Here is a 20,580-nt window from a genome sequence, read left to right on the forward strand (position 1 = left end):
GGGCGTCCATCCCCCGGCGGACTGGAGTTTTGCGGTTGTTCGATCTGGTGCCCCTCGCGCAAGTGCCCGCGGACGCGGTCGAGTCGCTGCTCGACGCGGCGTTCGGCGCGGACCGGCATGGCCGCACCGCCTATCGCGTGCGCGACGGCGTGGCGGCCGAGCCGGCGATGAGCTTCGCCGCGCTGGAGGATGGCCAGCTGGTCGGCAGCATCCAGTGCTGGCCGGTCGCGCTGCATGGCGACGCGGGCGGGCAAGTGCCGATGGTGATGGTCGGGCCGGTCGCGGTCTCCCCGGAACGGCAGAATGTCGGGATCGGCCGCGCGCTGATGTGGAAGGCCCTGGGGATCGCCGATGCCGGCGGTGTCAGCGGCGGCGGTGCGCTGATGCTGATCGGTGACCCGGAATATTATGCGCAGTTCGGCTTCGATGCGGCGGCCACGGGCCGCTGGCGGCTGCCGGGGCCGTTCGAGCCGCGCCGGTTGCTGGCGCGCGGAAACGCCCCGGCGGGCAAAGGCGTGGTCGGGCCGCGCAGCTGACCCTTTACCGGGCGCGGCAATTGCGCCTAACGGCATCCCATGCCGATGCCGCCGCCTCCCGACCTCGCCAGCCTGTCGCTCGCCGAGATCGCGAAGCTGGCCAGCGAGCAGCGTCTGCCGCCCGTGGCGAGCTGGAATCCCGAGCATTGCGGGCATAGCGACATGCGCATCGCGCGCGACGGCACATGGTACCATCAGGGCTCGCCGATCGGCCGCCCGGCGATGGTGCGGCTGTTCGCGTCGATCCTGCGGCGCGAGCCCGATGGGCGGCATGTGCTGGTGACGCCGGTCGAGAAGCTCGACATCGACGTCGAGGATGCGCCGTTCGTCGCGGTCGAGATGAAGCTAGAGGGCGAAGGCGAGGCGACGGAAATCGCCTTCCGGCTCAACACCGGCGACCTGATCCCGGCCGGGCCGGATCATGCGATCCGCTTCGAGGAGCATGACGATGGTCCGCATCCCTATCTCGCGGTTCGCGGCGGGCTGGAGGCGCTGATCGCGCGGCCGGTCTATTACGAACTTGCCGCGCTGGCGCTGAACAACGGCTCCGATCCCGCGGGCATCTGGAGCCGGTGCGCTTTCTTCCCGGTCGAGCCGGCATGACCCTTGCCGCCCGCCTGCGTGCCGCGCTCGATGCGCCGCATGACGAGGCGCCGGTCCTGCTCGCCAGCGATACGCGAGACCTGCCGGACGGCGATGCCGTACCGATGCCGGCGGCGGTGCTGGTGGCGGTGACCGACCGGCCCGAGCCCGGCCTGATCCTGACGCGCCGCACCGATTCGATGCGCCGCCATGCCGGGCAAGTCGCGTTCCCCGGCGGGCGGATCGATCCCGAGGACCATGGCGCGATCGCCGCGGCGTTGCGCGAGGCGCAGGAAGAGATCGGGCTCGACCCGGCCGTTGTGGAGGTGGTGGGACCAGCCGATCTCTACCGCACGATCACCGGGTTCGAGGTGCAGCCGGTAGTCGCGGTGATTCCGCCCGACCTCGTCTTCACCCCAGAGCCGGGCGAGGTGGCGGCGGTGTTCGAGGTGCCGCTCGGCTTCGTGCTCGATCCCGCCAATCACATCGAGGCGACGGTCGAATGGCAGGGGCGCGACCGGCATTATTACGAGATCGGCTGGAGCGGCCACCGCATCTGGGGTGCGACCGCGGCGATGCTGGTCAATTTGTCGCGACGGCTGAAATGGACGGCCCAATGAACCGCGGCACGCTGCCCGATGCCGATTGGCGGCACTGGCCGGGGCTCGACCGGCTGACCGCCGCGCTCGGCGAGGGCACGGCGCGCTTCGTCGGCGGCGCGGTGCGCGATACGCTGCTCGGCCTGCCGGTCACCGATCTCGACATCGCCACCATTCACCCGCCCGCGCGCGTGGTCGACCTGCTCGAAGCTGCCGGAATCAAGGCGGTGCCGACCGGCATCGCGCACGGCACGATCACCGCGGTGGCGAGCGGCACGGTGATCGAGGTGACGACGCTGCGCCACGACGTGACCACCGACGGGCGGCGGGCGACGGTGGCGTTCACCGACGACTGGCAGGCGGATGCCGCGCGGCGCGACTTCACGATCAATGCGCTCTACGCCGATCCTGTGACCGGCGCGCTGTTCGATTATTTCGGCGGTCTCGCCGATCTCGACGCGCGACACATCCGCTTCATCGGCGATCCGTTGCAGCGCATCGCCGAGGATCATCTGCGCATCCTGCGCTTCTTCCGCTTCCTGGCGCGGTTCGGCGATACGCCCGATCCGGCGGGGCTGGCGGCATGCGTCGCGCGCGCCAATGATTTGATGGCGCTGTCGCGCGAGCGAATCCGCGACGAACTGCTAAAATTGCTGGTGGCCAAGGACGCGGTGCGCGTGACCGGGCTGATGATCGAGCGCGGGGTGCTCAAGCCGGTGATACCGGAGATCGACGCGGCGGGGGTCGAGCGGCTCGCGGCGCTGGCCGACGCGGAAGCGGCGGCGGGCATCGCGCCGCATCCGGTTCGCCGCCTCGCCGCGCTGCTCCCGCGTGACGCTGCGGCCAACGAGGCGGTCGGCGCGCGGCTCAAGCTGTCCAATGCCGAGCGGCAGGCGCTGGCGAGCGCGATTCTCGACGATCTGGCCGAAGGGCCGCATGGGCTCGCCTATCGCATCACGCCCGAGCGTGCGGTCGACCGACTGTTGTTGGCGGGGGAGGCGGATGCGGCGCGTGCCGTGGCGGACTGGGCACCGCCGGTGCTGGCGGTCAACGGTGGTGCGCTGATCGCGCGCGGGCTGCGCAAGGGGCCGGAGGTGGCGAAGGCGCTGCATCAGGTCCGCGACCAGTGGATCGCCGAGGGGTTTCCGGACGCCGCGCGTGCGAACGCGATCGCCGATGCGGTGGTCGCTCAGTCGTTGCGGTCGGCGAGCAGCGAATAGGCCGCCTCGGCCGGCAGCGGCCGCGCATAGAGGAAGCCCTGGCCGTAGCTGCAGCCCAGCGCCGCCAGCGTCTGGGCCAGTTCGTTGGTCTCGATCCCCTCCGCCGTGGTGCGCATGCCGAGCGCCTGCGCCAGGCTGAGGATCGCGCGGACGATCGCGATCTTGTCGCGGTCGGCGAGCATGCCGGTGACGAAGCTGCGGTCGATCTTGAGCACGTCGATCGGCAGCTTCTGGAGATAGGCGAGGTTGGAATAGCCGGTGCCGAAATCGTCCATCGCCAGCGTCGTGCCGAGACCCTTCAGGGCATGCATGGTGCGCGCGATGCGGTCGGGATCGGTGACGAGCGCGCTTTCAGTCAGCTCGAGCGTGATTCGCCGACCCTCGACGCCATGCGCGGCGAGCGCGGCCTCGACCATCGGTGCGATCTGGTCGCGGTGGAGCTGGATCGCCGAGAGGTTGACCGCGATGCTGACGCCGCAATCGTCCCCGGCGGCGCGGTCCCATGCGGCCAGCGTGCGCGCCGCGCAGTCCATCGCCCAGCGGCCGAGCGGCACGATCAGGCCCGATTCCTCGGCGACGGGGATGAATTCGGCGGGCGAGATCGGCACGCCATGTTCGGTGGTCCAGCGAGTCAACGCCTCGAACGAGGTGATACGGCCGGTGGCGAGATCGCAGATCGGCTGGAAGCACAGCGTCAGGTCGCCGCCGTCGATCGCGCGGCGCAGCTCGGTCTCGATGCTGAATTGCTGGCGCGCGAGGTCGAAGGCGCGCGTCTGATAGACTTCGGTGCGGCCGCTCTTCTTGGCGCGTTTCATCGCGAACTGCGCGTGGCGGATCAGTTCCTCGGCGTCGGTGACCGTCTCGTCGCCGACCGAAATGCCGATCGAGCAATCGACGCGAATCTCGAAGTCGGACAGGCGGAACGGCGTGGTCAGCGCGTTGTGGATGCGCTTGGCGACGTGCAGCGCATCGCTCGGCCCCTCGTCGAGCGTCAGCTGGATCGCGAATTCGTCGCCGCCGGTGCGCGCAAGTATGTCATGGGCGCGCAACGCCCCCTTGATCCGGCGCGCGACCGAGATCAGCAGTTCGTCGCCCGACAGGCCACCGAGACAGGCGTTGATGCGGTTGAAGCGGTCGAGGTTGATGACCAGCACGGCATAGCGGCTCATGCCGTCCTGCTCGACCTGCGCCTCCAGCTGCTCGCCGAATCCCGCCCGGTTGGGCAGGCCGGTGAGGCTGTCGGTGAGCATCTCGCGGCGCAGGCTGCGCTGGGTGCGAAGTTCGGCGGTGCGGTCGATCAGCGTGATCAGGCAGCGGCCCGACTCCCGCTGCGCCGCGCGCCGCGCCATGCGCACGCGGAAGTGGCGGCAGTCGACCGCTTCGCCCAGCTCCCAGTCGAACTCAGCCTCGGTGCCGTCCGATTCGAGAAATTCGATGATTTGCGGGCCGAGCCCGGCGATCAGCGGCGACTGGTCGGCGAGCGTGCCGAGACCACTCAGCCGGAAGGGGCGGTTGACCGTCTCGAATACGAAACGGCCGCCCTGCCATTCGACCACCGCGGCGGGGATCGGCAGCATGTTGAGCACCTGTGCCGCGGTGCCCGGGCCGAAGATGCGCGAGGAGTCGCCGCTGGCGGGGGCCGGCGGCGCGTCGGTCTTGTCTCGGGCTCGCCTTGACAGCAACATCGCCTGGCAGCGCTAACGGTGGTTGGTTAACGCGCGCTAAAGGCGGGCCGAAAAAAGGCGCGTTCGCTAGAACTTGTTGTCGCGCGGAAAGCCGGTCGGGGGCAGCTGCCCGGCGGCGCCGCGCGCGGCGCGCCAGCGCATCAGGTCGGTTTCGGTGCGGGTGCGGCCCTGCTCGCCGCCCATCGTCCAGCTGAGGCCCTCGGCAAAGACGAAGCTGATCGCATCGCTCAGCCCGCCGTCGCGATAGCGCTGGAGCTGGACGCCCTGACCGCGCGCGAGCTCGGCGAGTTCGCTCATCGGGAAGACCAGCAATTTGCGGTTGTCGCCGATCGCCGCGACATAATCATGGTCGGGCTTCACGGGCTTGACCAGCTTGAGCCGCGCGCCGGGGCGTGGCGTCACCACCTGCTTGCCCTTGCGCGTCTCGGCGATCACGTCCTCGGCCTTGACCAGGAAACCGCGCCCGTCGCTCGCCGCGACCAGCAGTTTCGCGGCCTTGCCCGCCGGCAGCAGTGCGACGATGCCGGTGCCGCCGTCGAGATCGATCATCAGCCGGACCGGCTCGCCAAAGCCGCGCCCGCCGGGCAATTTGTCGCCCGCCAGCGTGTAGAAGCGGCCATTTTCCGCCGCGAGCAGCAATTTGTCGGTGGTCTGCGCGTGGAAGGCGAGGAACGGGCCGTCGCCTTCCTTGAACTTGAGCGCTTCCGGCGAGGTCAGGTCGTTATGCCCGCGCATCGCGCGAATCCAGCCGCGTTGCGAGAGGATGACGGTGATCGGCTCGCGCTCGATCATCGCCTCCAACGGAATCTCGCGCGCCGGCGCAGCTTCGGCGACCAGGGTGCGGCGCGCACCGAGCGCGGTCTCGGGGCCGTAGCGGTCGCGAATCTTCGTCAGATCGCGCTTCATCCGCGTGCGCTGGCGCCCGTCGCTGGAGAGCAGCGCTTCGAGGTCGGCCTTTTCCTTCGCCAGCGCCTCGCGCTCCTTGCGCAGCTCCATTTCCTCCAGCTTGCGCAATGCGCGCAGCCGCATGTTGAGGATCGCCTCGGCCTGGCGGTCGCTGAGCTCGAATTCGGCCATCATCACCGGCTTGGGCTCGTCCTCGGTGCGGATGATCTGGATCACGCGATCGAGATTGAGGAAGGCGATGATATAGCCTTCGAGCAATTCCATCCGGTCGGCGATCTTGGCCAGCCGATGCTCCGAGCGCCGCCGCAGCACGATGAACTGGTGATCGACCCAGGCCGCGATCGCCGTGCGCAGGCTCATCACGCGGGGGGTACGCGTGTGGTCGAGCACGTTGAGGTTGAGCGGCACGCGCACTTCGAGATCGGAGAGGCGGAACAGGCTCTCGATCAGCGTCTCCGGATCGACGGTGCGCGCGCGCGGTTCGAGCACGATGCGGATCTCGGCATCGGATTCGTCGCGGACATCGGCGAGGATCGGCAGCTTCTTCTCGGTCACCAGCGCCGCGATCTGCTCGATCAGCTTGCCCTTCTGCACACCATAGGGGATTTCGCTGACGACGATCTGCCAGGTGCCGCGCCCCTGATCCTCCAGCGCCCATTTGGCGCGCACGCGGAACGAGCCGCGGCCGGTGGCATAGGATTCGGCGATCGCCGCCGGGCTGTCGATGACGATCCCGCCGGTCGGAAAATCGGGGCCTTTGACGCGTTCGAGGATCGCCGCGTCGTCGGCGTTGGGCTGGTCGATCAGCAGGATCGCGGCGTCGATGATCTCGGCGGCGTTGTGCGGCGGGATGCTGGTCGCCATGCCGACCGCGATGCCGCTCGCGCCATTGGCGAGCAGATTGGGGAACAGGCCGGGGAACAGCTCGGGTTCGAGCTCCTCGCCATTATAGGTCGGCTTGAAGTCGGTCGCGTCCTCGTCGAGCCCGTCCATCAGGTCGATCGCGACCTGAGTCAGCCGTGCCTCGGTATAGCGGTAGGCGGCGGCGTTGTCGCCGTCGATATTACCGAAATTGCCCTGACCGTCGACCAGCGGGTAGCGTAGCGCGAAAGTCTGCGCGAGGCGGACCATCGCATCATAGACCGACTGGTCGCCATGCGGATGATATTTGCCGATCACATCGCCGACGACGCGCGCGCATTTCTTGTAGCCTTGCGAGGGGTCGAGCCGCAGCAGCCGCATCGCCCAGAGCAGGCGGCGGTGCACCGGCTTCAGGCCATCGCGGACGTCGGGCAGCGAGCGCGCGGTGATCGTCGACATCGCATAGACGAGATAGCGCTCGGACAGTGCGCTATCGAACGGAGCGTCGACGATCTGGTCGAAGGGATCGGTGAGGTCGGTGGCCATGGCGAGGCGATAGCAACGCGCGGCCCCTCGTGACAATCGCGCCGGACGTGTTTTGTTCGCATGTCACGCTTTGACCGTTGTCCGGCGCGGCCGGGCTGACCACAAAGGCGCGATGCGGTTGCTTCTCCCGTTCGCGCTGGCCTTGCTCGCTGCCCCGGCTGCGGCACGGGCGGAGCCGCTGCCCTATCCCGATGGCTTTCTCGCCGCGTTCGGTGCGCGCGACCTGGTCATCGCCGCCGCGATCGTCCGGCCCAGGGCCGATGCGTGCGAGGCGCAGCGGCCGGCCGACGACCGCTGCATCAATCTCTATCTCGGTGCGGCGCTGGTCGATCTGTCGCTGGCCGAGCAGGTCGGCGGGCGCGACGGCGAGGCGGGGCGGACGGTGCCGCGCGCGCATCACTATTTCGGCATCCATGCGGCGGACGACCCCGACAGCATCGGGCTGGTCAATCAGATGCTCGGCCGGCTGCGGCTGGTGCAATGGCGCCATGCCGAGGCCGAGGATGCGTTCCGTGCCGCCTATGCCGCCTATCTGCGCGTGCGCCAGCCGGACGTGCAGGCGATCGCCTCGGCGCTCAACAATGTCGCGCATGCGGTTGCCGCGCAGGGGCGCGAAGCGGACGCGACGCCGCTCTATCGCGAGGTGCTGGCGACCTTGCGCCGGCAGACGCCGGCGGATGCGGCGGGCCTGCTCGCGGCGCTGTCGAGCCTTGGCACCAGTCTCGACCGCACCGGCCGCAGCGCCGAGGCCGAGCCGCTGTTCCGCGAGGCGCTGGCGCTGGCGGTCGCCGAATATGGCGAGGGCGCTGCCGGCACCGCGCGGCATATCGCCAATCTCGCGGTCAATCTCGAACGGCTCGGGCGGCTGGGCGAGGCCGAAGCGCTGCATCGCCGGGCGCTGGCGATTCGCGAGGAAGCGGGCGAGGCGGACGGCCTCCAGCGCGCGCGGCTCAATCTGGCGGCGAACCTCTATGACCAGCGACGGTTCGGCGAGGCGGAGGCGCTCGCCATCGCGCCGCTCGCTGCGGCGAGCGGGCGCGAGCGCGACGATCCGGTGCGGATCGAGGCGGCGCAGCAATTGGGGATGATCTGGTCATGGCTGCCCGCGCGCCGGCCGGGTGCGCGAACGCTGCTGCGCGAAGCGGTCGCCGGAACGATGATTCAGGCAGCCGAACGGCCCGGTTTCGACCCCGTCGCGCAGGCGCGGCTCGCCGCCGCGCGGCCGGCGATGCGGCGTTCGGTCGCGGTCGCATGGGCGCTCGCGCAGCGCTGAGCCGCTCTTGGGCAGTTTTGGACGTTGCGCGGGCCGATCGCGTCGGCTGAGCGCGGTTAAGCTACTCGATTATCGCGATTTCCGAGCAAATTCAATTATGGCGGAAAAGTGGCATTGCGCTATTCATGCAAATGTGATGGAGTATCATCATGCGGTGAGTCGTGCATTCCTGACGACGAACCGCCAAACATGTGGAGGATGCCAATGACGTGGAAATCGGGTTCGGCGCTTTTCGTCCTCGCCATCGCTTTAGCCGGATGTTCGGAGGCACCGCAGGAGCGCCAGACGGAATCATCGCCGCAGATGGTGGAGGCGTCGGACCGGGCGAGTGCACCCGGGGGCGTCGCCGTCACTGCTGCGCCGGGCGTCGCGTTCAACTACCGCTATGCGTTCAGTCTGCCCGGCGTGCAGATCGCTGCCGCGCAGGAAGCGCATGCCGCCGCCTGCGAGCAGCTCGGCATCGCGCGCTGCCGCATCACCGGCATGCGTTACCAGCTGCTCGGCGAGAACCGCGTCGAGGCGATGCTGGCGTTCAAGCTCGATCCGGCCATCGCCCGGGCCTTCGGCAAGCAGGGCATCGCCGCGATCGAAAAGGCAGAAGGCACGCTGACCGATGCCGAGATCACCGGCACCGATGCCGGCGCCGAGATCCAGCGCCTCGCCGCCGAGCGTGCGCGGGTGCAGGAGGAGCTGGCGCGGATCGACAAGGAGCTCGCGCGCACCAACCTGCCGGCGAGCGAACGCGCCGAACTCCAGCGCCAGCGCGCCGAACTCGCCGGGCGGGTCGAGGCGGTGCAGAGTGGGACCAGCGCACAGCGCGAATCGCTCGCCAACACGCCGATGGTGTTCGACTATCGGTCGGGCCGGGCGATCCGCGGCTTCGATGCCGGCGCGCCGTTCGCCAGCGCGCTCGACCTGCTGTCGAGCTCGGCGCAGGCAACGCTCGCCTTCGTGCTCGGCGCGCTCGCCTTGCTCGGTCCGCCCGCACTGATCCTGCTGCTCGGCTTGCTGGCCTGGCGCCGCATCCGGCCGCGCTTTCGTCCTGCCAAAGCGGCAGCAACGCCGGCCAGCGACTGATTGCGCGCGCAAGCGCCTTTCGATATAGGCCCGCTCGAAAGCCCCGGCGTCGCGCGACCGTGCCGCCGGGGCGCATCGTTTCTGAAGGACACGCGCCATGGCACGCCGCCGCCAGATCTACGAGGGCAAGGCCAAGATCCTCTACGAGGGTCCCGAACCCGGCACGCTGATCCAGTATTTCAAGGACGACGCCACCGCGTTCAATGCCCAGAAGAAGGGCACGATCAACGGCAAGGGCGTGCTCAACAACCGCATCAGCGAGCATATCTTCACGCTGCTCGGCAATATCGGCATCCCGACGCATTTCATCCGCCGCCTCAACATGCGCGAGCAGCTGATCCGCCAGGTCGAGATCGTCCCGATCGAGGTAGTGGTGCGCAACGTCGTCGCCGGCAGCCTCGCCAAGAAGCTCGGCATCGAGGAGGGGACTCAGCTCCCGCGCACGATCGTCGAATATTATTTCAAGGACGACGCGCTCGGCGATCCGATGGTCACCGACGAACATATCCTGTGCTTCGGCTGGGCGAGCCAGGAAGAGCTCCACGACATGGCCGACATGGCGATCCGCGTGAACGACTTCATGTCGGGGCTGTTCGCCGGGATCGGCATCCGGCTGGTCGACTTCAAGCTCGAGTTCGGCCGCATCTGGGACAATGACTACGCCCGCATCATCCTGGCCGACGAGATCAGCCCGGATGGCTGCCGTTTGTGGGACATGGTCTCGGGCGAAAAGCTCGACAAGGACCGCTTCCGCCGCGACCTTGGCGGCGAGGTCGAGGCCTATCAGGAAGTCGCACGGCGGCTGGGCCTGCTGCCCGAGGGCGCGGATTCGGCGGTTCTCGACCTTGAATCGCACCGCAAGCGCCGCGGAAAGTAAAGCGCGGAGCTTCCCCGCTTTTCGTCGCAAAAACCGCCGGGCTTAAAGCGCTTCTTAACCATCAACCGATACCCCTTGTGCGCAATTGACGCGTTCAGGGGGTTTCGATGCGAGTTTGGTTGATGCTTTCGGCGGCGACGACGCTCGCAGCCTGTGGTGGCAGCACCGCACCGCAATCGGTCGGCGGCAGCGCGCCGCCGGCGGCCGCACCCACACCGACGCCGACCGCGGTGCACAGCTTCGTCAACCCGACCGAGGTCAAGACCTATGAGGGCATCGGCGCGGTCCAGCATTATGAATATTGGACCGATTCGCGGCAGACGCGCAGCCAGTACGGCCAGCTCTACGCCGGCGACGCCAACACCGCGCGCGACAGCGGCATCTCGATCACCTACAATCCGCGCGACGCGATCTTCGACATGACGATCAACCGGCCCAAGGGCATCGTCAGCGCGCCTGCCTTCCGCTTCCAGGACCCGGTGCACCGCACCGACCATGGTGGCACCCGCGAGCCGCAGGCCGGCGTGCCCGATATCGACGCGACGATGGGCGCCGGTTCGCCGTCGCGGCAGATCCAGTATCTCCAGACTGGCGCGAGCACCGGCAACGTCCTCGGCGCCGGCAGCCCTTACGCACCGGGCGCCTATTCGCCGACCGGCGAGACCTATCAGGCCGGAGACAATCTCTACACCTATGAAGGCCGCACCTTCTTCTATCAGAAGCCCGGCACGACCACGAAATATGTCACCTATGGCGGCTATGTCGTGAACCGGATCAGCGCGACCCAGCTCCGCCCCGATCCGACTCAGCCGGCCTATCTGCAGCAGCTCTATTCGTTCGACCGCGCCGCCTTCGCGTTCGGCGAGCGCACCGGCAACAGCGCGGTGCCGCGCACCGGCACGGCGACCTTCAGCGGCGACATGCTGGCGACGATGGTGTTCAATCCCGAGATCGACAATGTCGCGGGCTATCCGACCTTCCTGCAATGGATCGTCGGCAGCCAGAGCAGCGTGATCAACTTCGCCGATCTGTCGGTGAAGACCGATTTCACCGGCACCGTCACCGCGCCGACCTTCGACGCCTATACGAGCTGGGCGTCGGTGATGCCGGCCGGGTCGCGCTTCTTCGCATCGGCGACCTCGCTGATCGATCTGGTCAACAAGGGCGGCTTTGCCGGTCAGTTCACCAGCGCGCGCTTCACGCGTCCGGGAATGAGCGACTTCACGATCAACATTGCGGGGTCGAGCATCGACGGCGCCTTCTTCGGCCCGGCGGCCGAGGAAATCGGCGGCGGCTTCCGCATCGTCGGCGGCACGCCCGACGAGCGGATCGACATCCTCGGCACCTTCACCGGAAAGAAGTAATGCGGCTCGCAGCGTTAGCCCTCGGCACGGCGCTGCTGGCGCCGGGCACGGCCCAGGCACAGCTTATCCTCGACCAGTGCGTCGCGGCGACGTGCAAGGCCAAGCTGACCCCCGACGAGCTGCTCGGCGAAGTCCAGCTGCTGATCCAGGCGAAACGCTATGACGAGGCGCGGCCGATGCTCGCCGCGCTCGCCACGCTGCCGCAATACCGGTTCGAGACGCGCTATCTGACCGGCATGGTCGCGGCCGCGACCGGCGACCACAAGACCGCGATCGCGCAATATCAGGCGATCCTGTCCGACGACCCCAACCAGACTCGCGTCCGGCTCGAGCTCGGCCGCTCGATGCTGGCGCTCGGCCGGCCGCAAAGCGCCGACCGCCAGTTCAAAATGGCGCAGCAGGATGCCGAGCTGCCGTCCGAGATCGCGCGCACGATCCGCACCGTGCGCGACATCATCCGCGCCAACCGGATGTGGCGAGTCGACGTCAATGTCGGCTTCGCGCCCGACAGCAACATCAACGGCGCGACCTCGGCCGACAGCATCACGATCCTGTGGGGCGGGATCATCCCGCTCGACATGACGCTCGACGAGCGGGCCAAGGCGACGTCGGGCATCGGCCAGACGGCGAGCGTTTCGGCCGGCATGCGGCTGCCGGTGGGCGAAGGGCTGGCGATGATCGCCGATCTCGACACAACCGGCACCAACTATGTCGGTTCGCTCTACGACGATTATCAGGTGCAGCTGGCCGCCGGCGGCGAAGTCCGCCTATCCGACGATCTGCGTGTCACGGTGCAGGCGCTCGGCGCGCAGCGCTGGTATGCCGGCACCCTCGCCAGCCGCCAGGCCGGCGCCAAGGCGGGCTTGCAACTCGGCATCGGCGACCGCCAGCGTGTCGGCATGCAGCTCGACGCGCGCCGCACCCAGGCGCTGTTCGACAGCAATTATGACGGCTGGCAGCTCGGCGCCTATGCCAGCTACGAACGCGCGCTCTCGCGCAGCATCGTCGCCTCGGTCGGCGTGTTCGGGCGCCGCGATCTGCTCGCGGCGCAAGCCTATTCGAGCAAGGAATATGGTGCGAGCGTCGGCGTCGGCGGCGAATTGCCGATGGGGTTCAATGCCGCTGTCAGCGGCACCGTGTCGCGCGCGACCTTCGATGCGCCGCTGCCGATCTTCTCATGGGATGCGCGGCAGGACATGCGCTACACCGCGCGCGCGACGCTGGGGAACCGCAAGTTCGCATGGATGGGGTTCTCGCCCGAAGTTAGCGTCGCCTACACGCTCAACGACTCGTCCATCCCCTATTTCGCGATGGACCGCGTGCGCGTGCGCTTCGGTTTCGCGCGGTATTTCTAACCCTTGGCTTTCATCCCCGCGATGATGCCGAAGATGAACGCGCAGATCAGCGAAATCGTCGTCCAGCCGTGCGGATCGGTCCAGCCGAAATAGCCGCGGCCGAACGCCACCATCAATACGAACAGGCTGATTGCCAAAAGCCCCATGATACGCACTCCCGCCCCGCACGCCCCCGCTGGCGCGACTCGGACTGCGTAGCGTCGCACGAGAGGGTAAACGGGCTATGAAGTCTTGCGATGCGCCTCCGCCGGGGCCATAGGGCGCGGCATCTCCGGAGGACTATCCATGAAGCTGCGCATCGTCGTCACCCTCAAGAACGGCGTGCTCGACCCGCAGGGCAAGGCGATCGAGCATGCGCTGGGGTCGCTCGGCTTTTCGGGCGTGGGCGAGGTTCGCGTCGGCAAGCTGATCGAGCTCGACGTGGCCGACGGCACCAGCGATGCCGATATCGACGCGATGTGCCAGAAGCTGCTCGCGAACACGGTGATCGAGAATTACCGGGTCGAACGGCAATGAAGTCCGCGGTCATCGTCTTCCCCGGCTCCAACTGCGACCGCGACCTCGCGGTGGCGATCGAGAATGTGACGGGCAGCAAGCCGCAAATGGTGTGGCATGGCGAGAGCGAGCTTCCGCAAGGCCTCGGCCTGATCGCGGTGCCGGGCGGCTTCTCCTATGGCGATTATCTGCGCTGCGGCGCGATCGCGGCGCGCTCGCCGGTGGTCAAGGCGATCGTCGCGGCCGCTGAGCGCGGCACGCCGGTGATCGGCATCTGCAACGGCTTCCAGATCCTGACCGAGACCGGCCTGCTGCCCGGCGCGCTGATGCGCAACGAAGCGCTCGATTTCGTGTGCCGCGATGTCGAACTGACCGTCGACAACAGCCAGTCGATCTTCACCAACCGCTATGAGGCAGGTGAGAGCATCACGATCCCCGTGGCGCATCACGACGGCAATTATTTCGCCGATGCGCAGACGCTCGACCGGCTCGAGGGCGAGGGCCGCGTCGCCTTCCGCTATGCCGGCAACGTCAATGGCAGCGCGCGCCAGATCGCCGGCGTGATGAACGCAGCGGGCAACGTGCTCGGCATGATGCCGCATCCCGAACGCAAGATCGAAGCCGCGCATGGCGGCGACGACGGGCGGCGGCTGTTCGAAGGGCTGCTCGAAGCGGTGGCCTGACCGGCTATCTGCGCGCGAACAGTCCCGAGTAGCGCGCGAGCAACAGCATCGCGCTCGGCCACAGCATCGTGTTCCAGACGTCGTGCCAATGCCCCATCGGGGCCGCCCGCCAGCCGATCGCCCAGCGGTCATAAACGTCCCACGCCTCGCCCAGCACCGCCGCGCCGAGCGCCGCCAGCCACGGCTTCCAGCTGCGCAGCGGCCAGCGCATGACGAGCGCGCTGCCGAGATAGACGATCAGCCCGATATGGACATGCAGCGCATCCTTGGCGAGCCCGGTGCCGCCCATCAGCCATAGCTTGGCCGTCTGAAGCGCGCTCTCCTCCACTTAGACCCGGGTGCGGAACGGGGTGAAGTTGGTGTTCTGGTCGAACACGTCGACGCCCTCGCGGCGCTTGAGGAAGCCGACCACGGCATAGGTCACCGGCGTCAGCACGACTTCCCACAGCACCTTGAGTCCCCAGTTGGTGAGCATCACCGTCAGCACCTGCTGCGTGGTCCATACGCCGAGAAAAGCGAGCGGATAGAAGATCAGGCTGTCTATCCCCTGCCCGAAGACGGTCGAGCCGATCGTGCGGCTCCACAAATGCCTGCCGCCGGTCCAGATCTTCATCCGGGCGAGGACGTAGCTGTTGACGAACTCGCCCGCCCAGAAGGCGATGACCGAGGCGCCGACGATCCGCCATACCTGACCGAACGCGGCCTCATAGACCTCCTGCCCCGTCCAGCCGTCGGCGGGCGGCATGATTACGATCACCCAGCACATTACCGCGGCGAACACGGTGGCGCCGAACCCGGCCCAGATCACGCGGCGCGCGCGGGCATAGCCGTAAATCTCGGTCAGCACGTCGCCGAGCACATAGGAAAGCGGAAAGAACAAGATGCCCGCGCCGAAGGTCAGTCCGCCCAGCGTCGCCACCTTCGCCGCGCCGACCACGTTCGACAGCACCAGCACGACGCAGAACGCCGCCATCACGAAATCATAATAGCGAAAATGCCCGCCAGCGACCTGGCCCGCATCGATCCGCACCGGTGCCGCTTCGTCGCTCATCGCCCGTCCCCCTGCTCGCGCGGCGGACTATGATCGCGGTTTCCCGCCCGCGCAATCCGCGCTAACGCGGGCCGGCGCGCGCCCGTAGCTCAGCTGGATAGAGCACATGCCTTCTAAGCCTGTGGTCGTTGGTTCGAATCCAACCGGGCGCGCCAAATTGCTGATTCCGCAGAGGTACTTAGCCGCTCCGCCCTTTGGTGGAGCAAAGCCTGGGGTAACACTGGGGTAACTCAGCGTGGTTCGCTAGGCTGGGTGGGACGGCCTTGAGCGCGGCGTGGTGGAACATCATCGTGGGCACGTAAGGGCAGTCAGCGTGGGCGGCCGGCGGATTTCGGACGCGCTAGATGACATTGTCACCCGCAGGCTGCGTGGGGCGCCCGGAATGGCGGTTAGCGCGGTAGAGGACGTCGACGGCCGACTCGCACGGAAGCCCGCCCTATAAGCAGTCGTTCCGGGCCGCTAAATTGACCTGCAAAAGCGGCCAATGGTTCTGAGTGCCGCTGATTGTCCGCCATTCGCGCCAGCTGCGCTGGCGAAATCAAGCCCGGCGTGCGCCTGCCGGAATTCTGCGTGGAAGCCGCATGCTTGCGCGCTGCTGATCTCTCGACTTGGGTCGAGGTCCTTTTGAAAGCTGCCGCCGACCGGCGACCGGCTAGGCCAAGGGCACCGAGGGCTTTACCTTTCGAGGCGTCCGCGCTTTCGTGTGCCGGCCCAACGCGCCGCTTCGTCTTTGCTGTCGCGCGCCTTTCACGCGCAATTCGGTTTCCAGGATCTCCACCAACTCCTCAGAAGTGGCCGCGCAGTGCTCGAAGTCCTGGTCGCCAAAACTTATTGCTTCAACAACAACCTCAGTCGATCGCAACTCCAACTGCCGAACCGTTTGGAACGCCCAGCGGCCATCCCCCGTGCGCCCAAGATACGACCCGTGCGCAAGCACATTTCGCATCTCTATGACATTCTTTATGGCGTCGTTCTCAAGGTGCAGTTTGAACTCGTCGAGCTTTTCCTGCCCGTGCGCAGAGGCAAACTTCCGCGCCAATTCGACCTTTTTTGCGTACCCCTCCCGACCGAATAGGATGACGGCGTGACCATCCGAAAGCTTCGCCAGCGTCGACAAATACATCGTTACAATGTTTTCGATCTCGGCCACTGCTCGGATGATGCGCCCAACGCAAAGCAATGCTTCGACGGGCAGATCCGCTACTTCAATGTCGGTACTTTCCTCGGCGTAGTCGTGTATGATCGCCATTTTCGTCTACTCACTGACACGTAATCTGGCCGTTCTTCGGCCGGAACGTCTCCAGCACGCACAAGCCTAGTGCCCGCGGTGACTGTCAAACAGCCATCGGGACAGGAATACTTCACTTAGCCCATCGTGCAGGCCACAGCATCATGTTAGCCAAGCCCTAATGAATGATGGGAGTATGGAATGGCTTGGTCAGACGCCCTCGATCCGCAGTCGCCTGCCTTTGGCATCGCCGCAAGCGCCAATGCCCGCGTTCGCGTTATCGCCGGCCCTGGCACCGGTAAGTCCTTTGCCATGAAGCGGCGTGTCGCGCGGCTGCTTGAAGAGGGTGTCGAGCCCGCTTCGATTCTTGCCGTCACCTTCACTCGAGTTGCCGCCGAGGATCTTCACCGCGAGCTCGTCGGCATGGGCGTGCCGGGCTGCGAGGCGCTAAACGGCGTCACGATCCATAGTCTCGCCTTGCGCATCCTCATGCGCAACCACGTGCTCGGCGCCACTGGGCGCATTCCGCGGCCACTCAATGATTTCGAACTGAAGCCTCTGGAAGCCGATCTCGCAGATGCGCATGGCGGCGTCCGCGAGCTGCGCAAGAAGATCAAGGCATTCGAAGCGGCGTGGGCGCGGCTCCAGCAGGACGAACCGGGCTATGTTCAGCACCCCGATGATCTTGCCTTCGAGCGCGATCTCTACGGTTGGCTGATTTTCCACCGAGCGATGTTGATCGGCGAGGTCATCCCGCAGCTCTATTCCTATCTCCACGCGAATCCGCTCGCGCAGGAACGTTCCGAATTCAGGCACATCCTCGTCGACGAGTTCCAGGATCTCAACCGGGCCGAACAAGGCGTCATCGCGTTGCTGTCAGACGCAGCCGACGTGTGCATCGTCGGTGATGACGACCAGTCGATCTATAGCTTCAAGCATGCCCACCCAGAGGGGATTCGCTCGTGGCTTGCCACGAATGCCGGTGCCGATGATCTCACTCTGGACGACTGCCGTCGGTGCCCGACCCAAGTGGTCGCCATGGCGAACGCGCTCATTGCCAGCAACGTCAACCGGCCGATCCCGCGGGCGCTCACGCCCCTCGCCGCCAATGGCGGGGGCGATGTGCGCATCCTGCAATATGCGACTCTCGACGATGAGGTCGTGGGTGTTACCAATCTCATTTCCGGCATGGTGGCGGGCGGCATACCGCCCGGCGACATCCTCGTGCTGGCCCAGCGTGGCGTGATCGGAACGCCAATCTACGAAGCGCTGCACGCGCGTAACATCCCGGTACGCTCTTATTATGCAGAGGCCGAGCTCAACGCACAGAACGCGCAAGAGCGCTTCGCTTATCTCAAGCTGCTGGTCGACCGCGAAGACCGCGTAGCCCTTCGCTGGCTTGTCGGTCTGAACAGCGCCAACTGGCGGTGCCGCGGCTATCGGCGACTGCGCGGCTACGCCGATGGCCAAGCTATCTCGCCCTGGCAGGCGCTATGCGCGATCGCCGACGGGCAGGCGCAGGTCGCGCACACCGGCGCGCTAGTTGAACGCTTCCGCGTCATCCGCGCCGAGCTTGACCGGCTGGGCACGCTCCATGCCGACGTTGGAGTCTTGGGCGTCGTCGACGACCTATTCCCGGAAGGTGACGATGGCGTGCGAGATCTTCGCGCATTGTCGCTGAGCCTGCTCGAGAATGACGCTGGAATGATGCCGGAAGATTTCCTGACCAGGCTTTCGGACGCAATCACCAAGCCCGAGATTCCCTCCGAAATCGAGGACGTGCGAATCATGAGCTTGCATAAGAGCAAAGGCCTGTCGGCACCGGTCACTATCATTGCCGGCTGTATCGAAGGCCTACTCCCCAAGCAGCCGCGGGATGGCTTGTCCGCTGCGGAGACTCTGGCCGAAATCGAGGAGCAGCGCCGACTTTTCTATGTCGGGATCTCCCGCGTCAAATCCTCACCGGCAGCCGGTAAGCCCGGCACGCTGATCCTGACGAACTCGCGGATGATGCCCCTGGCAACGGCAATGGGCGCGGGCATTGCACCCGCGCAGGTGAACTATGGCGATGCCCATATGATTACCTCGAGGTTCATTCGCGAAATGGGCGCCGCCGCTCCGGCACCGGTCCCCGGCTGAGCGCGGACCATCTACCGCGCGCGCAGGACGGAGCAAGCAGAGCGGCCGAAAGCGTTTTGCGCGGGCGACCGAAGCTGCGCGACCACTGACGGTCAATTCACCCCGAGTGGCACTAGCCGTGCCTCTGAGATGGGGCTGCCTGCGATCGACACAGGTCAACTTGAGCCTTTAGAATAGCGGCAACGTCCGCTTTCGCCATACCCGGTTAAAAGCTGACAGTCCGCAGCCGGCCCTATTCTGTTGAAAAACTCCGGAAGCGAAATTTTCGTGCGTAGTGGCGCAGGGATGGCATCAGGATCGAGCATCATTTGAATTGTTTGTGCCCGCCGCAAGTATTCAAAGTTCTAATATTTCACAGCGTTCCGAGAGGTCGACTTTTTCAACAGAATAGGCCCACGAGCGGTCAGGCAGCCTTAGTCGCAAGCTGCCGGTCGGCAATGCGCCCCCATCTCGGACATTCACCGGCCCCGCGCTTAGCGCCCGCGTCGCCGGCCTTGCGCGAGCGCGTCGCTCTGTGCCGGCGTGGCTGGGGCTCGCGCTTGTCTGATTCTCAGGCGCGCCGCATATGCAACGCATGTCCGGAGCCCCTGAGATCCCGCTCGATATTCGCGATGCGATGCACGACTGCATCCTTGCAGTCTTCTGGCCGCGCAAGAAGATCATCGAATTCCTGCAAAGCGTTGATTGCCCGCCGTCCATCCTTCCGCCGCTCGACACCGAACTGTCGCGACATCTAATCGTGGTCGACACCTTCTCGCGCCTGTCTGCACGGTCCGATCGCGGTTACGCTATATTCCAGACGATGATCGACCGGTTGGCAAACTGGAGCTATTTCGATCCCTATTATTTCGACAAGATGGCCAAGCTCGACAAGGCGGACGCTCAGGCCAAGATCGCGCGCCTCAAGACCGCAGTCGATACGCGCAACTCCGCGACGCAGAACCGCCGCACGGCATCGGCGGAAGCCGGTAAGAAGCAGGCCAAGGCCGCCGATCTATCTGCACTGACGACAGCGTTCGCCAAGATGTTTGGCACCGGCATGACTCCGCAAGGACGTGGCCGCCTGTTCGAGACCTTCCTGCAGGAACTCTTCAACCGTCAATCGATCAAGATGGGCGATGCCTTCCGGCTCAAAAGCGAGCAGATCGACGGTACGTTCAAGTTTGAGGGCGAAAATTACATCGTCGAGGCCAAGTGGCAGGATCCGAGCGTCAGCACGGCTCAACTCTACACATTCGCGCACAAGGTCGACGGCAAGATGCATGGTCGCGGCCTGTTCGTATCGGTCAACGGCTTCTCGGCCGAAGGGATAAGAGGGATCGTGCACGGCAAGCACATCCAGACCATCCTGATGGATGGTGAGGATTTGTCGTACGTCCTCGAGCAACGCATCAGCCTGGAAGCGATGCTCGATTTTAAGATACGCGCCGCGCAAACGCGGGGCGAGGTCTATGTTTGCGCGCTGCGGCAGTCGAGCAAGTTATAGATCGGCTGGTTCGTTTGGCACCGCTCGCGCGTGCGATGTTGGAGCATTATGCGCGCACTCCGCCTGCCGGTCGAAGCAAGCCTATCACGGTTGATGATGCTGTGGTGGCCACCACTGACGACGCCTGATACATGCTGGACGTCGAAAGGCTGGCGTCCAATTAGCGTCCGAGGCTCTCGGGCAACGGCGGCTGAGGAATCGATATGACGCGCGGAACGGGAGAAGGTCTGGAATCGCGCCTTGACCCTTCGTTGATCGACCCGTCGCGTGACGTCATGTACATCGAACCCGCGTTCAATGCTGCTTTGAACGTCCACGGCAAATACGAGACCATGCGTTTCGTTCTGAGCCTCAGCCCTCGCAATCACGAACTGATCGAGGGCATTGAGAACGGCGTGTATGACGTGCGAACGATATCGCCTGATGCATTGCAGGCCTATTCGACCTACCTGCATGAGACTGTTCACTGGTGGCAGCATGTCGGCTCGACGTCCGTGATCTGCCCCCTTCTGAGTGGTCCAAAATTGATGATATTTGGATGACGAAGGAGACGAGGAATGCCGAGCAAGAAGCATCGCCCGGAAGAGATTATCGGCAAGCTGCGTGAAGCGGAGGTG

At 66.0% G+C, this 20,580-nt stretch carries 20 protein-coding genes and 1 tRNA gene; 15 read left to right on the forward strand and 6 right to left on the reverse strand.

Annotated elements, in window-relative coordinates:
* The first annotated feature begins 35 nt into the window (after window positions 1–35).
* From M9978_RS17775 to M9978_RS17790, 4 genes are read left to right on the forward strand one after another with little or no spacing between them, the layout of a single operon-like run.
* Entirely contained in the window at window positions 36–536 is a 501-nt protein-coding gene (locus tag M9978_RS17775) for a GNAT family N-acetyltransferase (RefSeq protein WP_254295551.1), read from the forward strand.
* 39 nt (window positions 537–575) lie between these two features.
* Entirely contained in the window at window positions 576–1,139 is a 564-nt protein-coding gene (locus tag M9978_RS17780; protein WP_254295553.1) for a DUF1285 domain-containing protein, read from the forward strand.
* Window positions 1,136–1,738 (forward strand): CoA pyrophosphatase, encoded by a 603-nt coding sequence (locus tag M9978_RS17785; protein ID WP_254295555.1) that lies wholly within the window; start codon window positions 1,136–1,138, stop codon window positions 1,736–1,738. Before M9978_RS17780 ends, M9978_RS17785 begins: the two co-directional genes overlap by 4 nt.
* Entirely contained in the window at window positions 1,735–2,937 is a 1,203-nt protein-coding gene (locus M9978_RS17790) for a CCA tRNA nucleotidyltransferase (protein WP_254295557.1), read from the forward strand. The genes M9978_RS17785 and M9978_RS17790 overlap by 4 nt, the downstream gene beginning before the upstream one ends.
* Here M9978_RS17790 and M9978_RS17795 read toward each other — a convergent pair.
* Window positions 2,907–4,514 (reverse strand): putative bifunctional diguanylate cyclase/phosphodiesterase, encoded by a 1,608-nt coding sequence (locus M9978_RS17795; RefSeq protein ID WP_254295601.1) that lies wholly within the window; start codon window positions 4,512–4,514, stop codon window positions 2,907–2,909. The genes M9978_RS17790 and M9978_RS17795 overlap by 31 nt on opposite strands.
* A 174-nt stretch (window positions 4,515–4,688) precedes the next feature.
* Entirely contained in the window at window positions 4,689–6,935 is a 2,247-nt protein-coding gene (gene parC, locus M9978_RS17800; protein ID WP_254295559.1) for a DNA topoisomerase IV subunit A, read from the reverse strand.
* A gap of 112 nt (window positions 6,936–7,047) precedes the next feature.
* On the opposite strand from parC, the gene M9978_RS17805 reads away from it, so the two are divergent.
* From M9978_RS17805 to M9978_RS17825, 5 genes are all read left to right on the forward strand, one after another.
* Complete coding sequence (locus M9978_RS17805; RefSeq protein WP_254295561.1) at window positions 7,048–8,208, forward strand: tetratricopeptide repeat protein; 1,161 nt, start codon at window positions 7,048–7,050, stop codon at window positions 8,206–8,208.
* Between the two features lie 204 nt (window positions 8,209–8,412).
* Window positions 8,413–9,285 carry a hypothetical protein gene (locus tag M9978_RS17810; RefSeq protein WP_254295563.1) on the forward strand — a complete coding sequence of 291 codons (873 nt, stop codon included), beginning with the start codon at window positions 8,413–8,415 and terminating at the stop codon, window positions 9,283–9,285.
* 97 nt (window positions 9,286–9,382) lie between these two features.
* Window positions 9,383–10,162 carry a phosphoribosylaminoimidazolesuccinocarboxamide synthase gene (gene purC / locus M9978_RS17815; protein WP_254295565.1) on the forward strand — a complete coding sequence of 260 codons (780 nt, stop codon included), beginning with the start codon at window positions 9,383–9,385 and terminating at the stop codon, window positions 10,160–10,162.
* 107 nt (window positions 10,163–10,269) lie between these two features.
* Window positions 10,270–11,526 (forward strand): HupA family protein, encoded by a 1,257-nt coding sequence (locus M9978_RS17820; RefSeq protein ID WP_254295567.1) that lies wholly within the window; start codon window positions 10,270–10,272, stop codon window positions 11,524–11,526.
* Complete coding sequence (locus M9978_RS17825; RefSeq protein WP_254295569.1) at window positions 11,526–12,881, forward strand: surface lipoprotein assembly modifier; 1,356 nt, start codon at window positions 11,526–11,528, stop codon at window positions 12,879–12,881. The genes M9978_RS17820 and M9978_RS17825 overlap by 1 nt, the downstream gene beginning before the upstream one ends.
* On the opposite strand, the gene M9978_RS17830 is transcribed toward M9978_RS17825, so the two are convergent.
* Window positions 12,878–13,027 carry a hypothetical protein gene (locus M9978_RS17830; RefSeq protein ID WP_254295571.1) on the reverse strand — a complete coding sequence of 50 codons (150 nt, stop codon included), beginning with the start codon at window positions 13,025–13,027 and terminating at the stop codon, window positions 12,878–12,880. The genes M9978_RS17825 and M9978_RS17830 overlap by 4 nt on opposite strands.
* Before the next feature lie 139 nt (window positions 13,028–13,166).
* Here M9978_RS17830 and purS point away from each other — a divergent pair, with 139 nt between their 5' ends.
* On the forward strand, window positions 13,167–13,397 hold the full coding sequence (purS, locus tag M9978_RS17835) for a phosphoribosylformylglycinamidine synthase subunit PurS (protein ID WP_254295573.1): 231 nt from the start codon (window positions 13,167–13,169) through the stop codon (window positions 13,395–13,397).
* Complete coding sequence (gene purQ, locus M9978_RS17840; protein WP_254295575.1) at window positions 13,394–14,059, forward strand: phosphoribosylformylglycinamidine synthase subunit PurQ; 666 nt, start codon at window positions 13,394–13,396, stop codon at window positions 14,057–14,059. The genes purS and purQ overlap by 4 nt, the downstream gene beginning before the upstream one ends.
* Before the next feature lie 4 nt (window positions 14,060–14,063).
* Here purQ and M9978_RS17845 read toward each other — a convergent pair whose 3' ends face one another.
* Both M9978_RS17845 and M9978_RS17850 read right to left on the reverse strand, forming a co-directional pair.
* Window positions 14,064–14,348: a hypothetical protein gene (locus M9978_RS17845; RefSeq protein WP_254295578.1), complete on the reverse strand. Its 285-nt coding sequence runs from the start codon at window positions 14,346–14,348 to the stop codon at window positions 14,064–14,066.
* Window positions 14,349–14,387: 39 nt separating this feature from the next.
* Window positions 14,388–15,110, reverse strand: coding sequence for a queuosine precursor transporter (locus tag M9978_RS17850; RefSeq protein ID WP_254295580.1), 723 nt, complete (start codon window positions 15,108–15,110; stop codon window positions 14,388–14,390).
* 78 nt (window positions 15,111–15,188) lie between these two features.
* On the opposite strand from M9978_RS17850, the gene M9978_RS17855 reads away from it, so the two are divergent.
* Window positions 15,189–15,265 (forward strand) — tRNA-Arg (locus M9978_RS17855).
* Between the two features lie 497 nt (window positions 15,266–15,762).
* Here the strand turns inward: M9978_RS17855 and M9978_RS17860 are convergent.
* Window positions 15,763–16,359: a hypothetical protein gene (locus M9978_RS17860; protein WP_254295583.1), complete on the reverse strand. Its 597-nt coding sequence runs from the start codon at window positions 16,357–16,359 to the stop codon at window positions 15,763–15,765.
* Between the two features lie 180 nt (window positions 16,360–16,539).
* On the opposite strand from M9978_RS17860, the gene M9978_RS17865 reads away from it, so the two are divergent.
* The 3 genes from M9978_RS17865 (at window position 16,540) to M9978_RS17875 (ending at window position 20,505) form a co-directional block, all read left to right on the forward strand.
* Complete coding sequence (locus M9978_RS17865; RefSeq protein WP_254295584.1) at window positions 16,540–18,477, forward strand: ATP-dependent helicase; 1,938 nt, start codon at window positions 16,540–16,542, stop codon at window positions 18,475–18,477.
* A gap of 574 nt (window positions 18,478–19,051) precedes the next feature.
* Window positions 19,052–19,963 (forward strand): restriction endonuclease, encoded by a 912-nt coding sequence (locus M9978_RS17870; RefSeq protein ID WP_254295586.1) that lies wholly within the window; start codon window positions 19,052–19,054, stop codon window positions 19,961–19,963.
* A gap of 203 nt (window positions 19,964–20,166) precedes the next feature.
* Window positions 20,167–20,505, forward strand: a complete 339-nt coding sequence (locus M9978_RS17875; RefSeq protein ID WP_254295588.1) for a hypothetical protein — start codon at window positions 20,167–20,169, stop codon at window positions 20,503–20,505.
* Window positions 20,506–20,580: the final 75 nt, after the last annotated feature.

Origin of the sequence: Sphingomonas tagetis, assembly GCF_024211275.1 — a bacterium.
In the GTDB taxonomy this organism is placed as follows: Bacteria; Pseudomonadota; Alphaproteobacteria; order Sphingomonadales; family Sphingomonadaceae; genus Sphingomonas; species Sphingomonas tagetis.